We start from the raw sequence: 18,619 nt of genomic DNA, 5'->3' as shown, positions 1-18,619 counted from the left end.
ATACGCTGCAGAAAAGCCCGTTGGTACTGGCGCAACTGGGGCGAGTGGTCAGCATAGTCGACATAGCTACTCCGCAAAACCTGATTGAAGCCTGGGGACGCAATGCCAGTTATCACTTTGTGTTTACCCGTCAAAACCGGGGCAAGTTAGATGACTTATCTCGTTTGGTCGAAAGAGGCCAGTTGAAGCCGGTGGTTGGTGCAGTGTATCCGCTCTCTGAAGTGGGTCAGGCGCATGCCCGGCTTGAACAAAAATCCAATGGGTTACGCGGCAAAATTGCCATCGATGTAACTGCTTAATGAAGTCATAAACCTGGAGGAATAATCAATGGTTATTGAAATTGCCCGCTTTCAAGTTGCACCTGAGCAACAAAAAGCTTTCTTTGATACTTTTGCCGATGTGAAAACCTACGTTGAAAACGCTGAAGGTTATCAGTCGCACATCATTAGCCAGGAGATCGAAGATCCGTCTCGTATCAGTTTAATGGTGCAATGGCGAAGCTACGAAGATCATGTTGAGCTTTTTGAGCCAAGTGAAGCGCATGAAATTTTTATTAATGCACTGCTGCCTTTCATACAGGGCGAAGTAGAGGTTTTTCACTTCAATACGGCACCAACATCAATAGGAGGTTAAAAATGTTAGCACCTCGACACCTCCCCGGGGAATATTGGGATCGGCTCTGACGGCAGCAAAGCTAAGCTGAAAGTAATGCGTTTTTACGCGTTAGTGAAAGGTCAGCCGGGGCGGTGACAGGTTAAGAGAGACTAAAATACCTGTCTCTTAACAATTTGACATCTGGTGTTTTGATCCGACACCAAGGTGCAAAGCACAGCAAATTAAACAGAATTTAGCGGTCAGGGGAGAGGGGGAAACCATTCCTTTACGCCTGATGGTCATTGGAGGCAGTATGAGTTTTCAGGCAATCAATAAGGCCTATAGTGAAACATTTAAGCCGGGGCGCCTTAGCTTAGGTATTTTCGTTCCGATTGAAAATCATGCGTATAGCGCAGTCCCCACCATGCAGCATCATTTACAGCGGGTGCAATTGGTGGAGGAGTTGGGATTCAGCGCGGTATGGCTGCGCGACGTGCCTTTCAACGTTCCGACTTTTGGTGACGCAGGGCAGATATTCGATCCTTTTGTATACCTGGGGTATTTAGCGGGCAACACCAGTCGAATAGCGCTTGGAGTGTCAAGTATTGTCTTACCGCTGCGACACCCTGCTCACGTGGCCAAGGCGGCCGCCAGTGCCGATGTTCTGTCTGGTGGGCGCATATTATTGGGGGTTGCGTCTGGCGATCGCCCGGAAGAATACCCAGCATTTAACCGTCCGTTTGACAGCCGCGGAGAAAGCTTTCGTTCAAGCATTGATTATATTCGCAATTCCTGGGGGAACTCTCAGGGCTTCACGAATGCGTTCGGTAGTCCGGGCCCTGGTATCGATCTTATCCCCAAGCCGACATCGGGAAAATTGCCATTATTGATTACAGGTTCCAGTCGGCAGAGCCCCGAATGGCTCGCACATAATGGCGATGGTTGGATTACATACCCGCGACGCATCGACTCCCAGGCGGCCATTATTACTGACTGGCGCAAGCGCATGGACGAAGCGGGTATTGCGGACAAGCCAGCAATGCAATCGCTTTATATAGATCTTCAGGAGGATCCCCATGCTCCACTTCGTCCGATACACCTGGGGTTCAGCTCTGGTGTCAATGCTCTGCGTTCTTATTTGAAAGAACTCCAGACTATTGGCATAAACCATGTTGGATTGAATCTTCGTTTTAACAAGGCCGACATCGGAACTACTTTGAAACGACTGGCCAAAGAAATTTTGCCATATTTCAACTAAGGAAGATTCGAACAATACGACCTCTTTGGCTACGGAGTTATTCAGGGGCCTTGTCCGGTTTCCCCATTTTGAAAAATAACTCCACATAGGTTCCTATCCTTGCATGCTTTTTCCATTCGATTCCATTAAGTAAACCTATGCCTATGTATAGGTTTATTTTGCGACCAGGTTTAGTAAATTAAATACCCCTGTGTGCCAAGGCTTACCAGCAGCATTATTCCAGACCATGTCGACTTTTTTGACAAGCTAACCAGAGTAACTGTTGAAATTAGCTTCAAAGCCATTGCACCAAAATAGCAGCTCACAGAAATTAACCTGAGCTGGTTCCTATTAAGCCGTCACTATAAATGAGAGGTAAAACGCTATGAGTACTCAACAACTAGAACTTGAGACAAGATGCCAGGCTGTGGAAGGTTGTGATGCCATTGAGCTTGTTATACAACCCAAGCCCAAAGACTTAGGCGGTTTTACTGTCAACCGGTGTTTACCTGTGATGGAAAAACGCAGTGTGGGCCCATGGATATTCTTCGATGAGATGGGGCCTGCAATCTTCCAGCCAGGGGCTGGCATTAATGTTCGGCCTCATCCTCATATAAATTTAGCTACTGTTACCTACTTATTTGAAGGTGAAGTATTACATCGGGACTCCTTGGGCACTTTCATGAAGATAACGCCAGGGGCCGTTAACCTGATGGTTGCAGGCAAAGGTATTGTGCATTCTGAACGTGAGGCATCCGAGATAACACAACAAAGGCGTGGACTTCATGGCTTGCAATTGTGGATGGCTTTACCTGAAGAGTTAGAAGAAATAGATCCTGAATTTCATCATTATCCGTCAGCTGAGATACCGTCCGTTGTTGTAGATGGTGTGTCAGTTCGAGTCATGATTGGGCGCGCCTATGGGGTGAAGTCTCCGGTAAAAGAGTTTTACCGGACCTTGTATTTGGAAGCTCAGCTGCTTCCGGGGCAGACTCTTGAATTACCCAATGAGGTTGAGAGAGGGATCTATATTGCAAGTGGTGAGCTAAAGATCAAAGAGCGTATTTATACTGAAAAACAAATGATTATTCTGTCGGATGCTGACGGAGTGACTGTCACTGCGCTTCAACCAACTGTGATAGCCATGATAGGTGGTGAAAAGATATCAAGTCGCTATATGGAGTGGAACTTTGTGTCCAGTCGAAAAGAACGCATCGAGCAGGCAAAACGTGATTGGGTCGAAGGAAGGTTCCCTGTAGTACCAGGTGACGAAGATGAATTTATCCCTTTACCGGGAGCAAACTAATGGGTATTGAGCTGAGAAAAAGTGATAGCGGTGCGTTTCGTCAAACCATTCGGATCCATCAACATACTATTTTTGCAGATGTCGCTGCCTCTCTTGGCGGGGATAACAGTGCGCCGGATCCTCATGATTTGTACGATGCCTCTTTGGCTGCATGCAAAGCGATCACTGTAATGATGTATGCAAAAAATAAGAATATTCCGTTAGATTACGTTGATGTTGATATTGAGCGTGACGGTGGTCAGGAAGCAAAAAGCCTTTATGTTCTCAACGTAAAATTGAAATTTTTTGGTGAACTCGCTGCATCGGATAAGCAGAAACTTGCCGACATAGCGGGAAAATGTCCGATACACAAGTTGATGGCGCATAGTGAGACCCGAATCATTACTGAAGTAATCTGAGACTGTGGCTAAAAGTCTGTGCGCCTTGATCAGTCCATCAGTAAATTAGTACATGCTGATGCGGTTCTATTATCTAATCTGTTGTCTTGGGTGGAAGATTGAGTATGCATACTTTGAACATTGCTATTACCGGTCTGGGAAGTGTCGGCCAACAGATAGTAAAACTCCTGGCGTCCAGACATGATTATTATCTTCGTCAATACCAGTATGACGTGCGATTAGTTGGAGTCTGCACGTCCAATGGCGGACGTATTTCTGAGCAAGGATTATCAGTGGAGGACGCGCTCTCTACCGTGACTCATACAAGAGGATTGACTGGTTTAAAGTTTATCAACACAGTGCCGGCAGATGTTTTAATAGAAGCAGGACCAACCAACCTGAATAACGGAGAGCCGGGCCTTACTTATATCCGTAACGCACTTTCGCGGCGTATGAAAGTAATTTGCTTATCCAAAGGCGCTTTGGTGCATGATGTTTCCGGATTAATAGAACTTGCACGACAGCAGGGCACTTTATTATTAATGAGCGGCGCGACAGGATCTGCTCTGCCAACCATGGATTTACTTCAGGTTTGTGTCGCTGGTTGTTATATAAGGCAGGTTAAAGCCATATTAACAGGGACTACAAATATGATTCTTTCAGAAATGATGGACACAGGATGTAGTTTCCAGGAAGCATTAAACAAAGCTCAAGAGCTTGGTATTGCTGAAGCGGATCCGTCATTGGATACTCAAGGCTGGGACACGGCAAATAAATGCATCATCATCGCTAATTCGGTATTTGATGCAAAAGTAAAGGTGACTGATATTCAGCGTGATGGGATAGAACAGGTTACACAAGACCATATCATTCAATGGAAGGAAGCTAACTTAACTCCGAGATTGATAGGGGTAATTAATCATCATGGAGATAACTGCCAAATTAGCGTAAAACTTGAACTGTTCCCGAAAAATCACCCCTTTGCCTCGGTTCATGGTCGAATGAAAGCAATGCTGGTAGAAACTGCAGAAATGGGAGAGCTGTTTGTTATGGGGGGCGCATCGAATTTATTAGCAACTGCTGCTGCCGCGTTAAAAGATCTGGAATTAATTATTCGTACAATGTCTGTAGCCAAAGCCAGTTCCTGAAAACATTTGCCCAAACAGGCCCTGTCTGACTCAAAGGCAGAGTTAGAGAGCATGCATTGTTTTCCTGTATAAGGTTTACCAGGTCAATAGAGTAGTTTGCAAGTTAACCAGCTTAGCTGAGCATCTGACTGCAGGTTCAGAGAAAACGCATCACTTTTTGGTCTTTTTGAAAGTATCAGAAGTAGCCTTTGCAAAATGCGGTGCGTTTTTAAAATGTTCGATCAGCAGTTCAGTGAGTACCCGTATCTTTCGTGCCGGATGTGAGCATGACGGATGAACAACATATGCACCGCCCGGGCGCACAGGATAACGAGTCATCACAGGTACAAGGGCACCAGATGCAAGATATTCATGAATAAGCCCGTCAGGAACCATAGCTATGCCGAGTCCTGCAATTGCGGCTGCAACCAAAGCTGAGCCATTGTCAGCTTTGAAACGCCCTTGTGGGCGAATCGTAATAACCTTATCACCATCCATGAATTGCCAGCTTTCAGTACCCTGCATCAGTGCTTGATGGGTAAGAAGTTCCTCTGGCGTTTCTGGTGCGCCGTGAGTTTTGATGTATTCTGGACTTGCAACAACAGTTCCATAGATAGGGCCGACTTGTCTTGCAGGCAGATTTGAATCCTGAAGATAACCAAGTCGGATAGCGCAATCATATCCTTCTGCGATGAGATCGACGACGCGATCACTATAACAAGTAGTGATATGAAGATGGGGATGGCTTAGCGCCATTTTTGCCAATAGGGGAGCGAGATGGGTTGGACCGAAAGACAGCGGCGCAGCAATTCGTAATCTGCCGCGCAGATCACCTTCTGGTAGGATCGTTTCTCTTGCTATGTCGATCTCAGTACAAGCTTTTACTGCATGATCCCTGAACGTTGACCCCGCTTCGGTCAGTGCCGCACCTTTGGGGCTTCGCGAAAGGAGCTGAACACCAAGTTCTTTCTCAAGCCTCAAAAGTCTTCGGCTAACGATCGATTTAGAAACACCGAGCCTACGTGCAGCAGGTGAAATACCCCCTGCATCCGCAATCTCAACAAATGTTTGCAGCTCTTCGATGTCCAACTTTTAGTTCCTTTAATGCAAACGATGAGGGTCATAAATGGATACTATCGTTCTGGATAATACCGCATCCACCTTGGAATGGTAATCTCAGTTTGTCGTAGGAAAAACTGCAGTTGACGCCAGTTTCTTGGTCATTTGAGCTATCGGACTATAAATCATGGATCTATAAAATGCCCTGACTTCATTTCTTCAGCCTAAAACATAGCATCTTATACAGCAGAGGCGGCGTAAGGCTGGCTTGAGCGAATGAGGCACTATTGTAAGCACCACCGGAAATTTTTTCGGCCAGCATGCTTTGCAATTAAACTGCCACGTGATGCCAGTTATCCAGGATAGGCAGATATCATTGCCCGCCGCCGGGTTCATCGGGGACACCACTACAAATTCGCCCAAACCTGGTTACGTACTTCTGCTGCACGGATATCAATTGACGCACATTGCAGTACTGTTTTTGTGCAGCAAGCATGGTTCAAAGCAGGAGTATCACAATTAGACTCTGCTATTTCTGGCTGCAAGACCCTGTGATTTAATCTGTTACGCGGTGACCCAGTAAAACATACCTGACTCTTTGTTCATAACTTTAACAGCATAATGCGTCTGGCTGGCATTGCCCGCATAAGCAGCACAAACATGCAGTGGCAATAAATGTTCTTCACGCGGGTGGCAAAAACGCGCAGCAGGGGCTTCAGCCCAGTTTTGCAGGCGCAATTCCCGTTCTGCTGTTGTAAGGTTGGTATTGCTGCAGGTATCAGTTAGCCAGGCATCAAAAGCTTGATTTCGGGCATTGGTTTCCGCAGTTGGTGGGCTAAGAAAAGCCCGCAAATTATGAAATGAAAAGCCTGAGCCTATGACCAGCAAGCCCGGGTATTGCAGTTTCTGCAGGGCTTTACCCAGCTTTAAATGCGCACTGGCATCTAAAGAGCTTAACAGCGATAGCTGTACACAGGGGATATCTGCCTGCGGATACATCAGTTTTAATGGTACAAACATGCCATGATCAAAATCCCGCGTAGCATTTTCCTGAGCGGGTAGGCCTGCTTGGTGAAGGCAATTGACCACTTGTGTGGCCAACGCGGGCTCGCCGGGTGCTGGGTATTGTATCTGGTAAGCTTCTGCTGGAAAACCATTGTAGTCGTAGAGTAAACCGGGTGTGGGAGAGCTGCCTACAGTAGCTATAGGCTCCTCCCAGTGGGCGCTCACTAACAGAATGGCGCTGGGTTTTGGCAACGTAGTTGCTACTTGCTGCAACGTATCAACCAGTTGTTGGTGTCCAGGATCCCCTAATAGTGGCATAGGCCCACCACCATGTGAAATAAACAGAGCTTGTCGTTTGGTGTGTTGCATTATGTGACTCGTGAGGAATGACGGCTGAAAGAGGCTCTATTGTGCCTATGCTGTTGCAGAAACATAACTGAAAATACTGGATTATTGCTTCGATAAAACTGAATTTAGCTGCGCGGATACAGACTCTGCTGTCTTCATGTTAAGTCATCATCGCATTTATAGTTTGTGCATCATTAGTGCAGCTGGTTTGATTCATCAGCCTTTTTGCTTATGCTTTCCTTATTCATATGCAAGTCGTTGGCCAACAACCGGTACTACAAGCCAAAGCTTGCGCGCTGCAATTCTCTCTACAACTATAGATTGCCCTTCAATGTACCTAGATCCCTTAGAGCTCCATACACAATGTGGTAAAGGAGCTATCTCCATAGATAATACCGCACCACCATTTTGACTAGTAAGCCTTTGCTGCCAAAGGAGCAGAGTGTCATTGTTTACTGAAAATAACCATTTGTTAAAAGGCAGGTCCTCTCTGGTGGCCTGCGATAGAGACCAGATCATACTTAGACGATTCATTCAAAGAATATTTCCGGTGGTATTCGGGAGCCAGAGGATAAACACATTTATTTACCGTTCCCCCTGACGCGACGCAGAGTGTCATTAATGGATACTATCTCAATAGATAATATCGCCCCTTCATTTGGAATGGCAATCTCTACCTGTCGGATGTGCATCCTTGCTGACGCTCGACTCTTAGCAACTTAAATGTATTTACAACAGTAGAGGTATAATCATGACTTTACGTAACGGCCTTAATTCACTTCTCCGTCCTGAAGACTCTGTACTTGTTCTTATCGACCATCAACCCTATCAGCTTGCTAACCTGAACAGCCACGAGCCGATGATGGTAATTAACAATTCGGCGGCCCTGGCCAAGACTGCCAAAGCCTTCAATGTTCCCACCATCCTGACGAGTGTGGTCGCTGCGCAGGGCGGCAACATCTTTCCTCAGATCACGGATGTATTTCCTGGGCAGGAGATCATCGACCGCACCTTCATCAACACTTGGGAAGACAAGCCGACAGTGGACGCGGTCAAGGCGACGGGCCGCAAGCAGCTGATCATCGCAGGCCTGTGGACCGAAATATGTGTTGCGATGCCTGCTATCCAGGCTGCTGGCGAGGGCTGGGACGTCACTGTCATCACGGATGCGTCTGGCGGTACGTCGGTGGAGGCCCACGAGGTTGGCATACAGCGCATGATTGCAGCCGGCGTGAACATGATGACCTGGATGGCATTGGCGTCCGAATGGCAGCGTGACTGGGCGCGGACCGAGCACCTTGCCGGGATACTCGATGTCATGAGGCAGCATGGCGGTGGCAGCAGTATTGCGTATATGTGGGAGCAGCAGTTGCTCAATACGCCAGTACCTAAATAAGGGCTGAATTGGCAAGGCCCGGGCAGGTTATTCCCGGGCATTATCAGTTTAATGGCTTTTAGTCTGAGCAACCTAGCCATTTATATCCCCGAAAAAGGAACTGCAAGCATGGCAAAAAATAATTTTCCAGTCGGATTGAAAATGGATGTTAACTATCCAAACTTTCAGGTTAGCCTAACACTATTATCTGTTTCACAATTGAAGTTCGAGATCAAGGAAGGTCCATTCGCCCGGACGGAAACCGTTGATATTCAAGTTATCCCGCTTGGCAACAGCCTGTTCGCCGTAAGCTGGCAGGAGAAAGAGGGGGCCACTGTCACCAATATTCAAGACTACGATAGCGGCTTGGTTCATTCGTTCGCTACATTACCTGATGGCACCTTCCTGCGCATGACCGGCACCGTTGTTGTAACCAGGCCTGCTGACGATGTATTTGATGCTTGTCCTAAGCGTAACAAGGCGCTGGTGCTGGAGGCTATGACATCACTGTTCCAACGCCATGATGCATCTGCAGTGCAAAGGCTGTACGCAAATAATTACATTCAGCACAACCCGGATATCCCTCAAGGCAGAGATGCATTACAGGCTCTTGTCGCTGGTCTGCCAAAACACCTTTACTACGAGCCCGGACTTATTGTTGCACAAGATGACCTTGTTGCAATTCATGGCCGCATCCGTGGCTGGGCTGAGGTACCGCAAATCGTCGTTGATATTTTCAGAATCGAGAATGGCAAGCTCGCCGAACACTGGGATGTGTTGCAGAACGAAGCTCCAGTAAAATCAGCCCTCAATAGCATTCCAATGTTTGATCCAATGGAGCAACGCTCATGAACAGAATCTTAGTTATAAACAGCAGCCTTTCAGGTGACACATCAGTTTCACGAATTTTGGTAGATGAGGCTGTACAACGTTTGTTGGTGATAGACCCAAAGGCCGTGGTTAGCTATCGCGACGTTGGGGATGCCCCCATTCCACATCTGACATCAGCGACAGTTGCAGGGATCAGGGCGATACCTGAAACCCAGGCTGAATTGGCGGCTCAGGCTCTCTCGGATGAGCTGATCGCTGAATTAAAGGCGGCTTCTGTCGTCGTAATAGGCGCTCCTATGTACAACTTCAGTATACCGACGTCGCTTCGTGCCTGGTTTGATCATGTATTGCGCCCAAGGGTTACTTTTGCCTACAAAGACGGATCGGTACAGGGACTGCTCACAGGCATAGGTGCAATTGTTATCGAATCACGGGGCGGGTTGTACTCAGAGGGGCCGACAATGTCGATGGACTTTCAGGAACCTTATCTCAAGACGCTATTAGGTTTTATCGGTATTTCCGATGTCACCTTTATTCATGCCGAAAAGATAGGGTACGGACCTGAAGCACGCGAAATGGCAATAACGACTGCTAAGTCCCGGCTTGCCGAAACCATCAGACCCGGCTTCATGAATGCATTTGACGTCTAAACAGTCGCCGCAATAATGGTTAAGTAAGAGAGGCAAAATGATTATTGGGCAACGAGCCTGGAAGCTTCATGGCAGCTTGAAAGCTTGCAACCGGAAATCAGCCAAAGCAGATAATGCAGTGCTGCTCCTGTCGCAGTTTGGACCTGCTCCGTTTACATCATTTGATAAGAGGGGTTGGTGATGGATGCTTCCGGTTTCAGTTTAGTTCAAGTGGTTGTCTTATTGGGGGCAGCAATTGTTGCTGTCCCCCTATTCAGGCGGCTAGGTCTGGGTTCTGTTCTCGGCTATCTCGCCGCGGGATTAGCAGTAGGCCCCTTTGGTTTTCAATTGATTGACAGCCCTGAAACACTTCTTCATACCGCTGAGCTAGGTGTTGTTATGTTTCTCTTCATCATCGGATTGGAGATGCATCCCTCAAAGCTGTGGGCGTTGCGGCGGCAGATATTTGGACTGGGTACAGCACAAGTAGTCACATGCGGTATCTTGCTAACTCTGGTCGCGATGGCGGCTGGCGTATCATTTCCTGTTGCCGCGGTTGGGGCAATGGGATTTGTGCTTTCGTCTACCGCTGTCATCATGCAACTGTTGCAAGAGCAGGGCGAGACATCATCGCCTGAAGGGCAGCGAGCAGTCTCAATCCTGTTGTTCGAGGATCTGGCTATTGTGCCTTTGCTTGCACTTGTGGCTCTTTGGGGCTCGTTAGCCAGCCCGCCAGACGCTAACGCTGCGCCGATATGGCAAGCTGCGGCAATAGCAGTCGCCGGTTTGACCACACTGCTGGTGGCGGGTCACTGGTTACTCGACCCGTTTTTCAGAATCATCGCACGAGCTGGTGCACGAGAAGTGCTTTCCGCTGCCGCTTTGTTGGTAGTCTTGGGGTCAGCGGTGTTCATGCACAGTATTGGCTTGTCAATGGCGATGGGGGCTTTCATCGCAGGTGTACTTCTTGCTGAATCTAACTTCCGGCATCAGCTGGAAGCGGATATTGAGCCGTTTCGTGGCATTTTGCTCGGGTTATTTTTCCTTAGTGTGGGCATGTCGCTAAACCTTCAAATCGTTGCTGATGAGTGGGGCATTGTACTGGTCGGCGTATTCGCTTTTATGGTCGTTAAGGCCATCAGTATTTATGGCATTGCACGTTTGACAAGTTCTACACATGATCAGGCTTTGCACAGGGCTGCGCTTTTTGCGCAAGGTGGTGAATTTGCTTTTGTCCTTTATGCTGCCGCTACGGCCGTGGGCATATTCGATGAACGTGCGTCAGCTATCATGAGCGCTATAGTGATTATTTCTATGGCGCTTACACCCATAGTTCTGCTTGTTCAAGCGCAAGTGCGCCAAGGTTCGTTGATGACTGATCTTCATGGAATTGATGAAGCAGATGGCCTGCGTGGAAAAGTTCTCTGTGTTGGTTTTGGCAGATTTGCGCAGGTTGTCAGCCAGGCGTTGCTCGCGCAGCGAGTTGAGCTCTCAGTGATTGAGACCGACGTAGACATGATCCGAACCGCTGCTAAATTTGGCTTTAAGGTTCATTATGGCGACGGTACACGCCTCGATGTACTGCACGCATCAGGCGCAGAAGCAGCCGAAGCGATATTGGTTTGCGTTGATAAACATGAGGCTGCGGACCATATTGTTAAGTTGTGCCAATCGGCGTTTCCTATGGCTAAACTTTATGTTCGCTCATTCGACCGTGGCCATTCGCTGCGGCTAATCAAAGCGGGGGTGGAGTTCCAGATCCGGGAAACTTTTGAGTCTGCGCTGATGTTCAGTCAGGCGGTGTTAACTGGTTTAGGCTTTGACAGTGAAGAGGCAAAGAATGCACTTAGCGATGTGCGTTTCCGGGACGAAGAACGGTTGAAGCTGGAACTGGTTGGTGGTCAGGACAATGGGCGCACCTTGGTCCGCAGCAATGTAATTATCCCTGAACCAAGCCCATTCTATAAACCGCAACCCCAGAGTAAAGAGTAGGAGTATCAGCTTACTTTTTAAGGTTACTTGTATTGTTTCAAGACGGAATAAGTTTTAAGAGGTCAATATGGTACGTTCAACAGTACAGCAATGGCGAATGTTTAAAGCTGTTGCTGAGCATGGTGGATTTCACCAGGCCGCTGAGGTTGTTTTTAAAAGTCAGTCAAGCATTCACAATGCAGTGTATAAAATGGAAGACTCTCTGGGTGTGCGATTAGTCTGTGTTGAAAATCGTAAAACGAGTTTAACTCCGGCTGGAGAGCAGTTGTTGCAGAGTATTAATCTGTTACTTTCTGAAGCAGAGAGAATGGAGAATGTGGCGTTAAACTACCAAACGGGTGTTGAATCCATAATTAATATAGCTATTGATTACGGGTTCCCCAGAGCTGCGTTATACGAGGCATTAGCAGCGGTGTCAGAGGAATATCCCCTTACCCGGATAGAGTTGATGGAGACAGTGCTATCTGGCGCAGATGAATTACTCTCTATGGGGAAGGCCGAGATTGCTGTGTCACCTTTTATACATCATCTTTGTGAGGATATCTGTAATGTTGAATTTATCGCAGTTGCAGCCCAAACCCATCCACTTAATCAATGTGGTAAAGAGTTGAGTCTGGATGATCTTAAATGCTACCGGCAGATTGTGTTGCGGGATTCTGGATTGAGGAAAAGTAGGGAGCCAGTGGGGATTGGTTCAGAGCAGAGATGGACTGTAAGTCATATAGGCACCTCTATTGATCTGCTATTAAAAGGTCTTGGTTTTGCATGGCTACCGGGGCATTTAGTTAAACCCTATATTGATTCCGGGCAATTGAGTGCTCTTCCGTTATCCAGAGGTGGGCTAAGAAGTATGATGTATTACCTTAACTACAATGATACAGATAAACTTGGACCAGTTATCCGGACATTCATTGGACACCTTCGATACCTCACCATGAACAACATTTAAAGCGAAGTTTTACCCTCATGTAAGTTGCTTTTCTTCCGATAGCTTGCACACTAAAAAGTGTGCAAGCTATCGGAAGTTGGTGGTCGAGCCCTATGTGGAATGAATGACCGCAATCATAATCACAGATACCTCACTATGCTTGTGCAAAGAGCTGATATTACTGCGTCTGTAAATCGGCTTTAGCAGCAAAAGTCCCTATAACCTCAGCATACTTTGGGGCCATACGGCTAAGATGGTAGCAACGGGCAGCAATTCACTCAGAACAATGTAAACCAGTATAAAGAAGCTGACCAGCCGCGATTTCGATCAGTAAGAGGGCTATTACTGACGCTGTTACCATACCAATGGTGCTCTAGCCCCAGCTTGGTCATGCCGTCGAAAAACAATGGTGTACTAAGCGAAAAACCTGCGTTGTAATTAACAGAACCGTCAGCTTTGTATGCAGGGCGTTGTGCTGTTACTTCTTCAGGGCGCACGCCGTAGTAATAGTTCACTAACTTAGTGTCGAAATAACTGACACTAAGCTTAGGTTCAATGATTACCACTGTGGCAAGGTAACTGTAACTTACCGTCAGTTTCGATTCACTGCCATTTGAGTTACCCAATAGATCAAAGACTGTATCGGCTTCAAGTAGCCAGCCTCGCTGACGTAGTTGCACACCCAAACCGCCATCCAGTGAGTCTTTGCGTTCAGCCATGTTGGTAAACACAGGACTGTCAGATCCATCAAAGCCAGCGAACCGTGGCGCGAGCTTAGCGCTGAAGCTAATATTTTCCAGCTCCAACAGCTTATAACTGATAAAAGGGCCATAAACGGATAATCTTTCACCCTGATAACCCAGTATTGGTAAAGGTATGGTGCGGCTACTGAAGTCGTTATATATCTCTTGATTTACTCCTATACCTACACCGTACAAAAAGCCCTGATGAGCGGCTTGCTGTGCTGCTACTTTAGCACTACATAACGCAGCTACAGCTAACACTGCAGCTGAAAAATAACGACAAACGAACATCCGAGAACCTTATTTAGTTAGTCTTAAAGTGAATAATTGTCATATATAACAACATACTATGCTGCTCACTTAATGGCTGTAACTAACTGTATAACTATAAGCCTTGGGCTATCGGTTGGCAGTGTTTTTGCTATAGGTACGTAACTGATGAACAGTCAGTTACACAGAAAATCTTATAGTCTCATTACGACAAAGTCGCTCGGTAATTAGACCGGCACTATCCCTTGGTCATCACACTCATTCATGTCAGTTGTCACTTATCTGAAGTAAAAAGGTTGACGCCATGTGATGTACATATAAGTTATTTAGTACAATTCATATTATCAATTACCATTGATATATTCTTGCCAGGTCTGCTCCCTCACTCAAGTTTAGCTGTGGTATGCCACCGTTTATTTCGATATTGAATGCGTCTATAAGCTTTACATTGTTAAAATCAATAGGGAGCCCTTCTATCATAAAACGTTGTACTTGTTGTGATAGCTCTTCTTTGTCTATATAAGTAGCGCCTACGCTAATAAAATCATCAACAGTTAAAGCCTCATCCTTATTTTTTGCCTTTCTATACTGGTAAAGGTCAAGCAACATATTCCTAAGGGTGAATTTTCCATTTGAGGCCAACCTGATTTGGTTGTCCAGAAAAAAAGCATAGATCAGACCCCGTCGGTAGGGGAGCTTTCCATAATTGGCGTAGTCCGTCCAATAGTTTGCGGCAATGGAATCATTGTGTGCCCCTTTAACGTTACTCTCGTAATGCTTTTTTAGGGTCTCGTCGTTCAGGTAATGCAGAAAATCCTCTTGCTCATAAATTTTGCTGTTTGCCAAATTAATGAGGGTGGTGTAGTCGTTAAACCCTTCACCAAACCATTGATGATCAAAACTTCCCTTACCCAACATCATTTTGATCCCTATCCAGGTATGGGCAGTTTCGTGTGCTGTTACATACTTTTCCCAGGCACCAAATGTTCTTCCCAGCTTCATTACAAAGCCGTTTTTCATCCCAAAGCCACCTGCTCCTATTTCCTTTTGATTATTTTGAAGTGCCGATGCGGCTAAAAAATAGAACGGAAAATCAGTATCGTTCCAAAACCTATGGATGCTTGGGAAATAGCTTTCGAAAAAAGGGCTTAGACTCCCCTGCAAATCATTCCCATACTTGTCCTCTTTCGTAGTCACACTGTAATAGGGAACGTCCATAACATCATATTCCCTAACATCGATATTATCTCCCATGACAAAGTAAACCATTTCGGAAACTTGGTTGTAATAGGCTGAAATCTTTTTCAATGGGTCTCTTTGAGATGGAACAACGGAATTAAAATAGTTAAAGTTTTCGGGATGATCACGCCATATGAAGGATACCAATGGATTACTTTCATCGGTTATTTTTAAGGTAAATTGCTTATTTACCAAGGTTAATAATCCTTTGGTGATAACTGGCCTGAACAGTTCCGTTTGAGATGCTAGCGTTGGCTGATTCTTGTTAAACGAACCGTCTATTTCATAGCGGATCTTGCGTTCTTCAGCCCCATTGTGATGTATGGTGATTTGTCTGGTCGCATAGTCAATCTTGACCACTTCAGGTGGGGCAACACGAATATTTTTGATGACTTTAAATATATCATTCTGTCCACCAAAACTAGGGTCTCCGAATACAAATACAGTACTGTCCTTTTGGGATGCAGAATACGTCAGTTCGACCTCCAGTATAGAGGTGTCTCCGTCCCAGTTAAGCACATAATCCATAAAGGGTTTTTGTGGCGTACAAGCATGGATACCAAAAGTGGATAGAAGTACGAATAGTAAATAAATTGATTTCATCTTGATAAGCCTCATGAGCTAATTATGAAAAAGTCGTCGGTACTAAATAGCTGCTCCTAGCTATCGATCTCCTATGGAAGGTAACTCAGTGTGATTTTTGCAATCAGATCAATTGGCAAAAAGAAATCATCGAGAACTACATTGAGTATAAGCAGAATAACATCAATCAAATAGTGGAAATATTATGCCTGTGTATAGGTCCATTTGATGCTCTGTTGAAGTAAAGGGAAAGCCTTAGCAATCAGGTTTTTCAGGCTGAATTTTTGAGATTTATCCATGGCAGATATAGGTGTGATGTATGGGTAAAACAGACTGGAAGCCATGTTTGACGGAGTGCTCGCTATTGTGGTGCTGTGAATCGAACATCCTATATGTCACTAGCTGTTAAAGTGATTTAAAAATTAAGTTACTACACTTTTTAAGGTAAAGAATTGTTACTCTGAATGCTTTTTTGTTGGTGTCTAACTATTACAATTCCTATAATTAGAATTGGACCAACGATAATATGGCGCATGATTTTATTCAAAAGGATTATCGAACGGAGGCAGTCGCTATTTCAAAGGAGACACAACAATTTCTGCATCTTATCCCCCATCTTTTGCCCACTGGTATTCTGAGAGCAAAGAAGCATCTTATGTGAGCACAAAAAAATCTCCGGGAGGTATCCTGGACTTGCTTGAAGTCATGCGACCAGGTTGCGAGATGTCTCGTCCGGCCTTGCCAGATCTCGTTTTGACTCAGGACATGCTTGGTGGCAGCCGTGTGAGCGGTAGTTCTGGCGGGGGGCGTTTCGATGTGACAAGCGAAAAGAACAGTCTCTATCTTTCTGCGCCGAACTTTGCCAATACGATTACGGTTGATATCAGTCATCAACTTCGCTGTTTGTCGTTTCCTGTAACGCAATGGCAGGGAGTGCTCGATGAAGCATCTGACGGTAAGATATCGTGGGAAGACTTACGGCTTTACAGAGGTTCATTTAACTCGTCAGCTATCCAGTCTACGCTGCGGAAATTGTGGGCATTGTCTGACGAAGAAGGTACTCCGTCGCGTCTAATGGCCCGAGCCGCAGGTTGCGAGATACTGGCTGAGCTCTGTCGTTTGAGTGGAACAGCATTCTATTCAGCAAAGGGGGGCCTTGCACCCTGGGCTATTCGACGTTGTCAGGAGTTGATGCGCGAGCGGCTATCTGAAGACATCAGCCTGGACGAGTTGGCTGCGGAGGCACAACTTTCATCTTATCATTTTGCCCGCATGTTCAAGCAAAGTGTGGGCGTATCACCACTCGTCTACCTGACGCAATTACGGGTGGAGAAAGCCTGTGAGCTTCTTGCATTAACTGATCTTCCAATCATGGATATAGCGTTAAAGACTGGCTACTCGTCTAGTCAGGTACTTGCCAGGGTATTTTTTAAACATCAGCATATGAGTCCGTCTGATTATCGCCGGGCTGTTCGTGTGCCCTATTGTTTTTAGCTTTTGCTGCCGTTTGTGCCCATCTTTGCTCTCTTATTGGTAGATGCTTAACACTGATGTTGACTTGTTGCAATTCAAGTAACTGGAAATATCATCGAAGGATCTGTGTTGATCTCGGGGAAAGATCACAGATAACTTATGCCTATGTATAGGTTCACTTCACTGTCAGCTTTAGTAGACTTGCGGTAACGGTAATCTGATTCTCCGGGATATGACATCAGGAGTTAGAAGGGAAACACTCTTATGGGAAAGAATAGATTAGAGGCATTGTTTGACGGGGTTTTGGCCATTATTATCACTATAATGGTGCTTGAAATGCACATCCCGACAGGGCACAGTTTGGAAGCCTTATTCCCCTTACTACCAGTGATTTTTAGTTATGTGATGAGTTTTATCTATTTAGGCATATATTGGAATAATCATCACCATATGCTCTACGTCTGCGACAAAGTGACAGGGTCTATCCTCTGGGCTAATTTGCATCTGCTGTTCTGGTTATCTCTGATCCCATTTACGACCGCATGGATGGGGGAAAGTCGCTTCTCAGCTCAGCCGGTCGCTTTGTATGGCTTTGTCTTGCTAATGGCCTCTTTAGCTTATTGGATACTGGAACGTAGAATTATTGTTTCGCAAGGCGAGCAATCGAGGTTGAAATACGCGGTAGGAAAGGATTGGAAAGGTCGCTTATCTATGCTGTGTTATCTGTTAGGTGTTCTGCTGTCCTTTGTTTCTCAGTGCTTGGCTTTAGCGCTTTACATTGGCATTGCCATACTTTGGTTGACCCCGGATCAGCGTATAGAGCGTAGTCTGGAACATGACGTTAAAAGTTAAATAAGCGATATCCTAGCGGCTTCTTGCTTGGGAGATATGCAAACGCTCGGTAATACGTACCAGATCGGTAATAGATTTGGTGCGCATTTTGTTCATAATCTGTTTTTTATGTACTTTAATGGTAATTTCACTGACAGCTAGTTCAGCCGCAATTTGTTTGATTAATAAACCACTGATTATAAACTCCAGTACTTGCTGTTCCCGAGGCGTTAGTGAGTTATAGCGAGTAGTCAGCTCACACTGCTCAATACGATGTTGCAGATTGGTCTGATCCGATATCAAAGCTTCCTCCACTGCAGCCAATAACGCATCAGGGCAAACAGGTTTGGTTAAAAACTCTCTGGCACCTGACTTCATCGCCCGCACACTCAGAGGGATAGAGCCATGTCCTGTAATAAAAATCACGGGAATTCTGGCTTCTATGCTGGCCAGTTGTTCAATAATGTCCATACCCGTAGTGTCTGGCATTTGCATATCCAGCAGCAAACAAACCGGACTTTCTGGAATTGTGCTGCTCAAAAAATCTGTACCCGATGCAAAATCACGTACTTGATAATCAGCTGACTGCAGCAGCCTCACTAGCGCAGCTCGCACCAGATCTTCATCTTCCACTACCATCACCAAGCCATTCATTTTTTCCTCCGTTTAAGTG

At 46.0% G+C, this 18,619-nt stretch carries 18 protein-coding genes; 13 read left to right on the top strand and 5 right to left on the bottom strand.

The features are described 5' to 3' along the window. The 6 genes from P3C17_RS13040 to P3C17_RS13015 all read left to right on the top strand — a co-directional run. The coding region (locus P3C17_RS13040; protein ID WP_300929846.1) for a zinc-binding dehydrogenase at positions 1 to 299 on the top strand (299 nt) is incomplete at its 5' end. Positions 300 to 327: 28 nt separating this feature from the next. Next, positions 328 to 633, top strand: coding sequence for an antibiotic biosynthesis monooxygenase family protein (locus tag P3C17_RS13035; protein WP_300929845.1), 306 nt, complete (start codon positions 328 to 330; stop codon positions 631 to 633). 274 nt (positions 634 to 907) lie between these two features. Continuing rightward, positions 908 to 1,852, top strand: coding sequence for an LLM class oxidoreductase (locus P3C17_RS13030; protein WP_300929844.1), 945 nt, complete (start codon positions 908 to 910; stop codon positions 1,850 to 1,852). Between the two features lie 364 nt (positions 1,853 to 2,216). After that, the gene (locus tag P3C17_RS13025) at positions 2,217 to 3,137 is read left to right on the top strand and encodes a pirin family protein (protein ID WP_300929843.1); all 921 of its coding nucleotides are present in this window, start codon (positions 2,217 to 2,219) and stop codon (positions 3,135 to 3,137) included. After that, a complete protein-coding gene (locus tag P3C17_RS13020) occupies positions 3,137 to 3,535 on the top strand; it encodes an OsmC family protein (protein WP_300929842.1) in 399 nt (132 codons plus the stop codon). Before P3C17_RS13025 ends, P3C17_RS13020 begins: the two co-directional genes overlap by 1 nt. Before the next feature lie 104 nt (positions 3,536 to 3,639). After that, positions 3,640 to 4,662 carry a hypothetical protein gene (locus tag P3C17_RS13015; protein ID WP_300929841.1) on the top strand — a complete coding sequence of 341 codons (1,023 nt, stop codon included), beginning with the start codon at positions 3,640 to 3,642 and terminating at the stop codon, positions 4,660 to 4,662. A 150-nt stretch (positions 4,663 to 4,812) separates the two neighbouring features. Here the strand turns inward: P3C17_RS13015 and P3C17_RS13010 are convergent, their stop codons facing one another. Further along, a complete protein-coding gene (locus P3C17_RS13010; RefSeq protein WP_300929840.1) occupies positions 4,813 to 5,730 on the bottom strand; it encodes a LysR family transcriptional regulator in 918 nt (305 codons plus the stop codon). 534 nt (positions 5,731 to 6,264) lie between these two features. Then, entirely contained in the window at positions 6,265 to 7,074 is an 810-nt protein-coding gene (locus P3C17_RS13005; RefSeq protein ID WP_300929839.1) for a class III extradiol ring-cleavage dioxygenase, read from the bottom strand. Positions 7,075 to 7,804: 730 nt separating this feature from the next. On the opposite strand from P3C17_RS13005, the gene P3C17_RS13000 reads away from it, so the two are divergent. The 5 genes from P3C17_RS13000 to P3C17_RS12980 all read left to right on the top strand — a co-directional run bounded on the left by P3C17_RS13000 (position 7,805) and on the right by P3C17_RS12980 (position 12,829). Further along, a complete protein-coding gene (locus tag P3C17_RS13000) occupies positions 7,805 to 8,449 on the top strand; it encodes a hydrolase (protein ID WP_300929838.1) in 645 nt (214 codons plus the stop codon). A 108-nt stretch (positions 8,450 to 8,557) separates the two neighbouring features. Further along, complete coding sequence (locus P3C17_RS12995) at positions 8,558 to 9,280, top strand: nuclear transport factor 2 family protein (protein ID WP_300929837.1); 723 nt, start codon at positions 8,558 to 8,560, stop codon at positions 9,278 to 9,280. Next, positions 9,277 to 9,909 carry an FMN-dependent NADH-azoreductase gene (locus P3C17_RS12990; RefSeq protein WP_300929836.1) on the top strand — a complete coding sequence of 211 codons (633 nt, stop codon included), beginning with the start codon at positions 9,277 to 9,279 and terminating at the stop codon, positions 9,907 to 9,909. Before P3C17_RS12995 ends, P3C17_RS12990 begins: the two co-directional genes overlap by 4 nt. A gap of 180 nt (positions 9,910 to 10,089) precedes the next feature. Continuing rightward, positions 10,090 to 11,880, top strand: coding sequence for a monovalent cation:proton antiporter-2 (CPA2) family protein (locus tag P3C17_RS12985; protein WP_300929835.1), 1,791 nt, complete (start codon positions 10,090 to 10,092; stop codon positions 11,878 to 11,880). Between the two features lie 67 nt (positions 11,881 to 11,947). Then, the gene (locus tag P3C17_RS12980) at positions 11,948 to 12,829 is read left to right on the top strand and encodes a LysR family transcriptional regulator (RefSeq protein WP_300929834.1); all 882 of its coding nucleotides are present in this window, start codon (positions 11,948 to 11,950) and stop codon (positions 12,827 to 12,829) included. 257 nt (positions 12,830 to 13,086) lie between these two features. On the opposite strand, the gene P3C17_RS12975 is transcribed toward P3C17_RS12980, so the two are convergent. Both P3C17_RS12975 and P3C17_RS12970 read right to left on the bottom strand, forming a co-directional pair. Continuing rightward, positions 13,087 to 13,842, bottom strand: a complete 756-nt coding sequence (locus tag P3C17_RS12975; RefSeq protein WP_300929833.1) for a MipA/OmpV family protein — start codon at positions 13,840 to 13,842, stop codon at positions 13,087 to 13,089. A gap of 327 nt (positions 13,843 to 14,169) precedes the next feature. After that, complete coding sequence (locus tag P3C17_RS12970; RefSeq protein WP_300929832.1) at positions 14,170 to 15,663, bottom strand: hypothetical protein; 1,494 nt, start codon at positions 15,661 to 15,663, stop codon at positions 14,170 to 14,172. A gap of 702 nt (positions 15,664 to 16,365) precedes the next feature. Between P3C17_RS12970 and P3C17_RS12965 the strand changes: the two genes are divergently transcribed. Then, entirely contained in the window at positions 16,366 to 17,136 is a 771-nt protein-coding gene (locus tag P3C17_RS12965) for an AraC family transcriptional regulator (protein WP_300929831.1), read from the top strand. A gap of 243 nt (positions 17,137 to 17,379) precedes the next feature. Then, positions 17,380 to 17,967: a TMEM175 family protein gene (locus tag P3C17_RS12960; RefSeq protein ID WP_300929830.1), complete on the top strand. Its 588-nt coding sequence runs from the start codon at positions 17,380 to 17,382 to the stop codon at positions 17,965 to 17,967. A gap of 12 nt (positions 17,968 to 17,979) precedes the next feature. Here the strand turns inward: P3C17_RS12960 and P3C17_RS12955 are convergent, their stop codons facing one another. Beyond that, complete coding sequence (locus P3C17_RS12955) at positions 17,980 to 18,600, bottom strand: response regulator (protein WP_300929829.1); 621 nt, start codon at positions 18,598 to 18,600, stop codon at positions 17,980 to 17,982. Positions 18,601 to 18,619: the final 19 nt, after the last annotated feature.

It is taken from the genome of Rheinheimera sp. 1928-s (assembly GCF_029269265.1).
Lineage (GTDB): Bacteria > Pseudomonadota > Gammaproteobacteria > Enterobacterales > Alteromonadaceae > Pararheinheimera.
The sequence above is the reverse complement of the archived record's forward strand: the minus strand, read 5'-3'. Positions and strand labels throughout refer to the sequence as shown.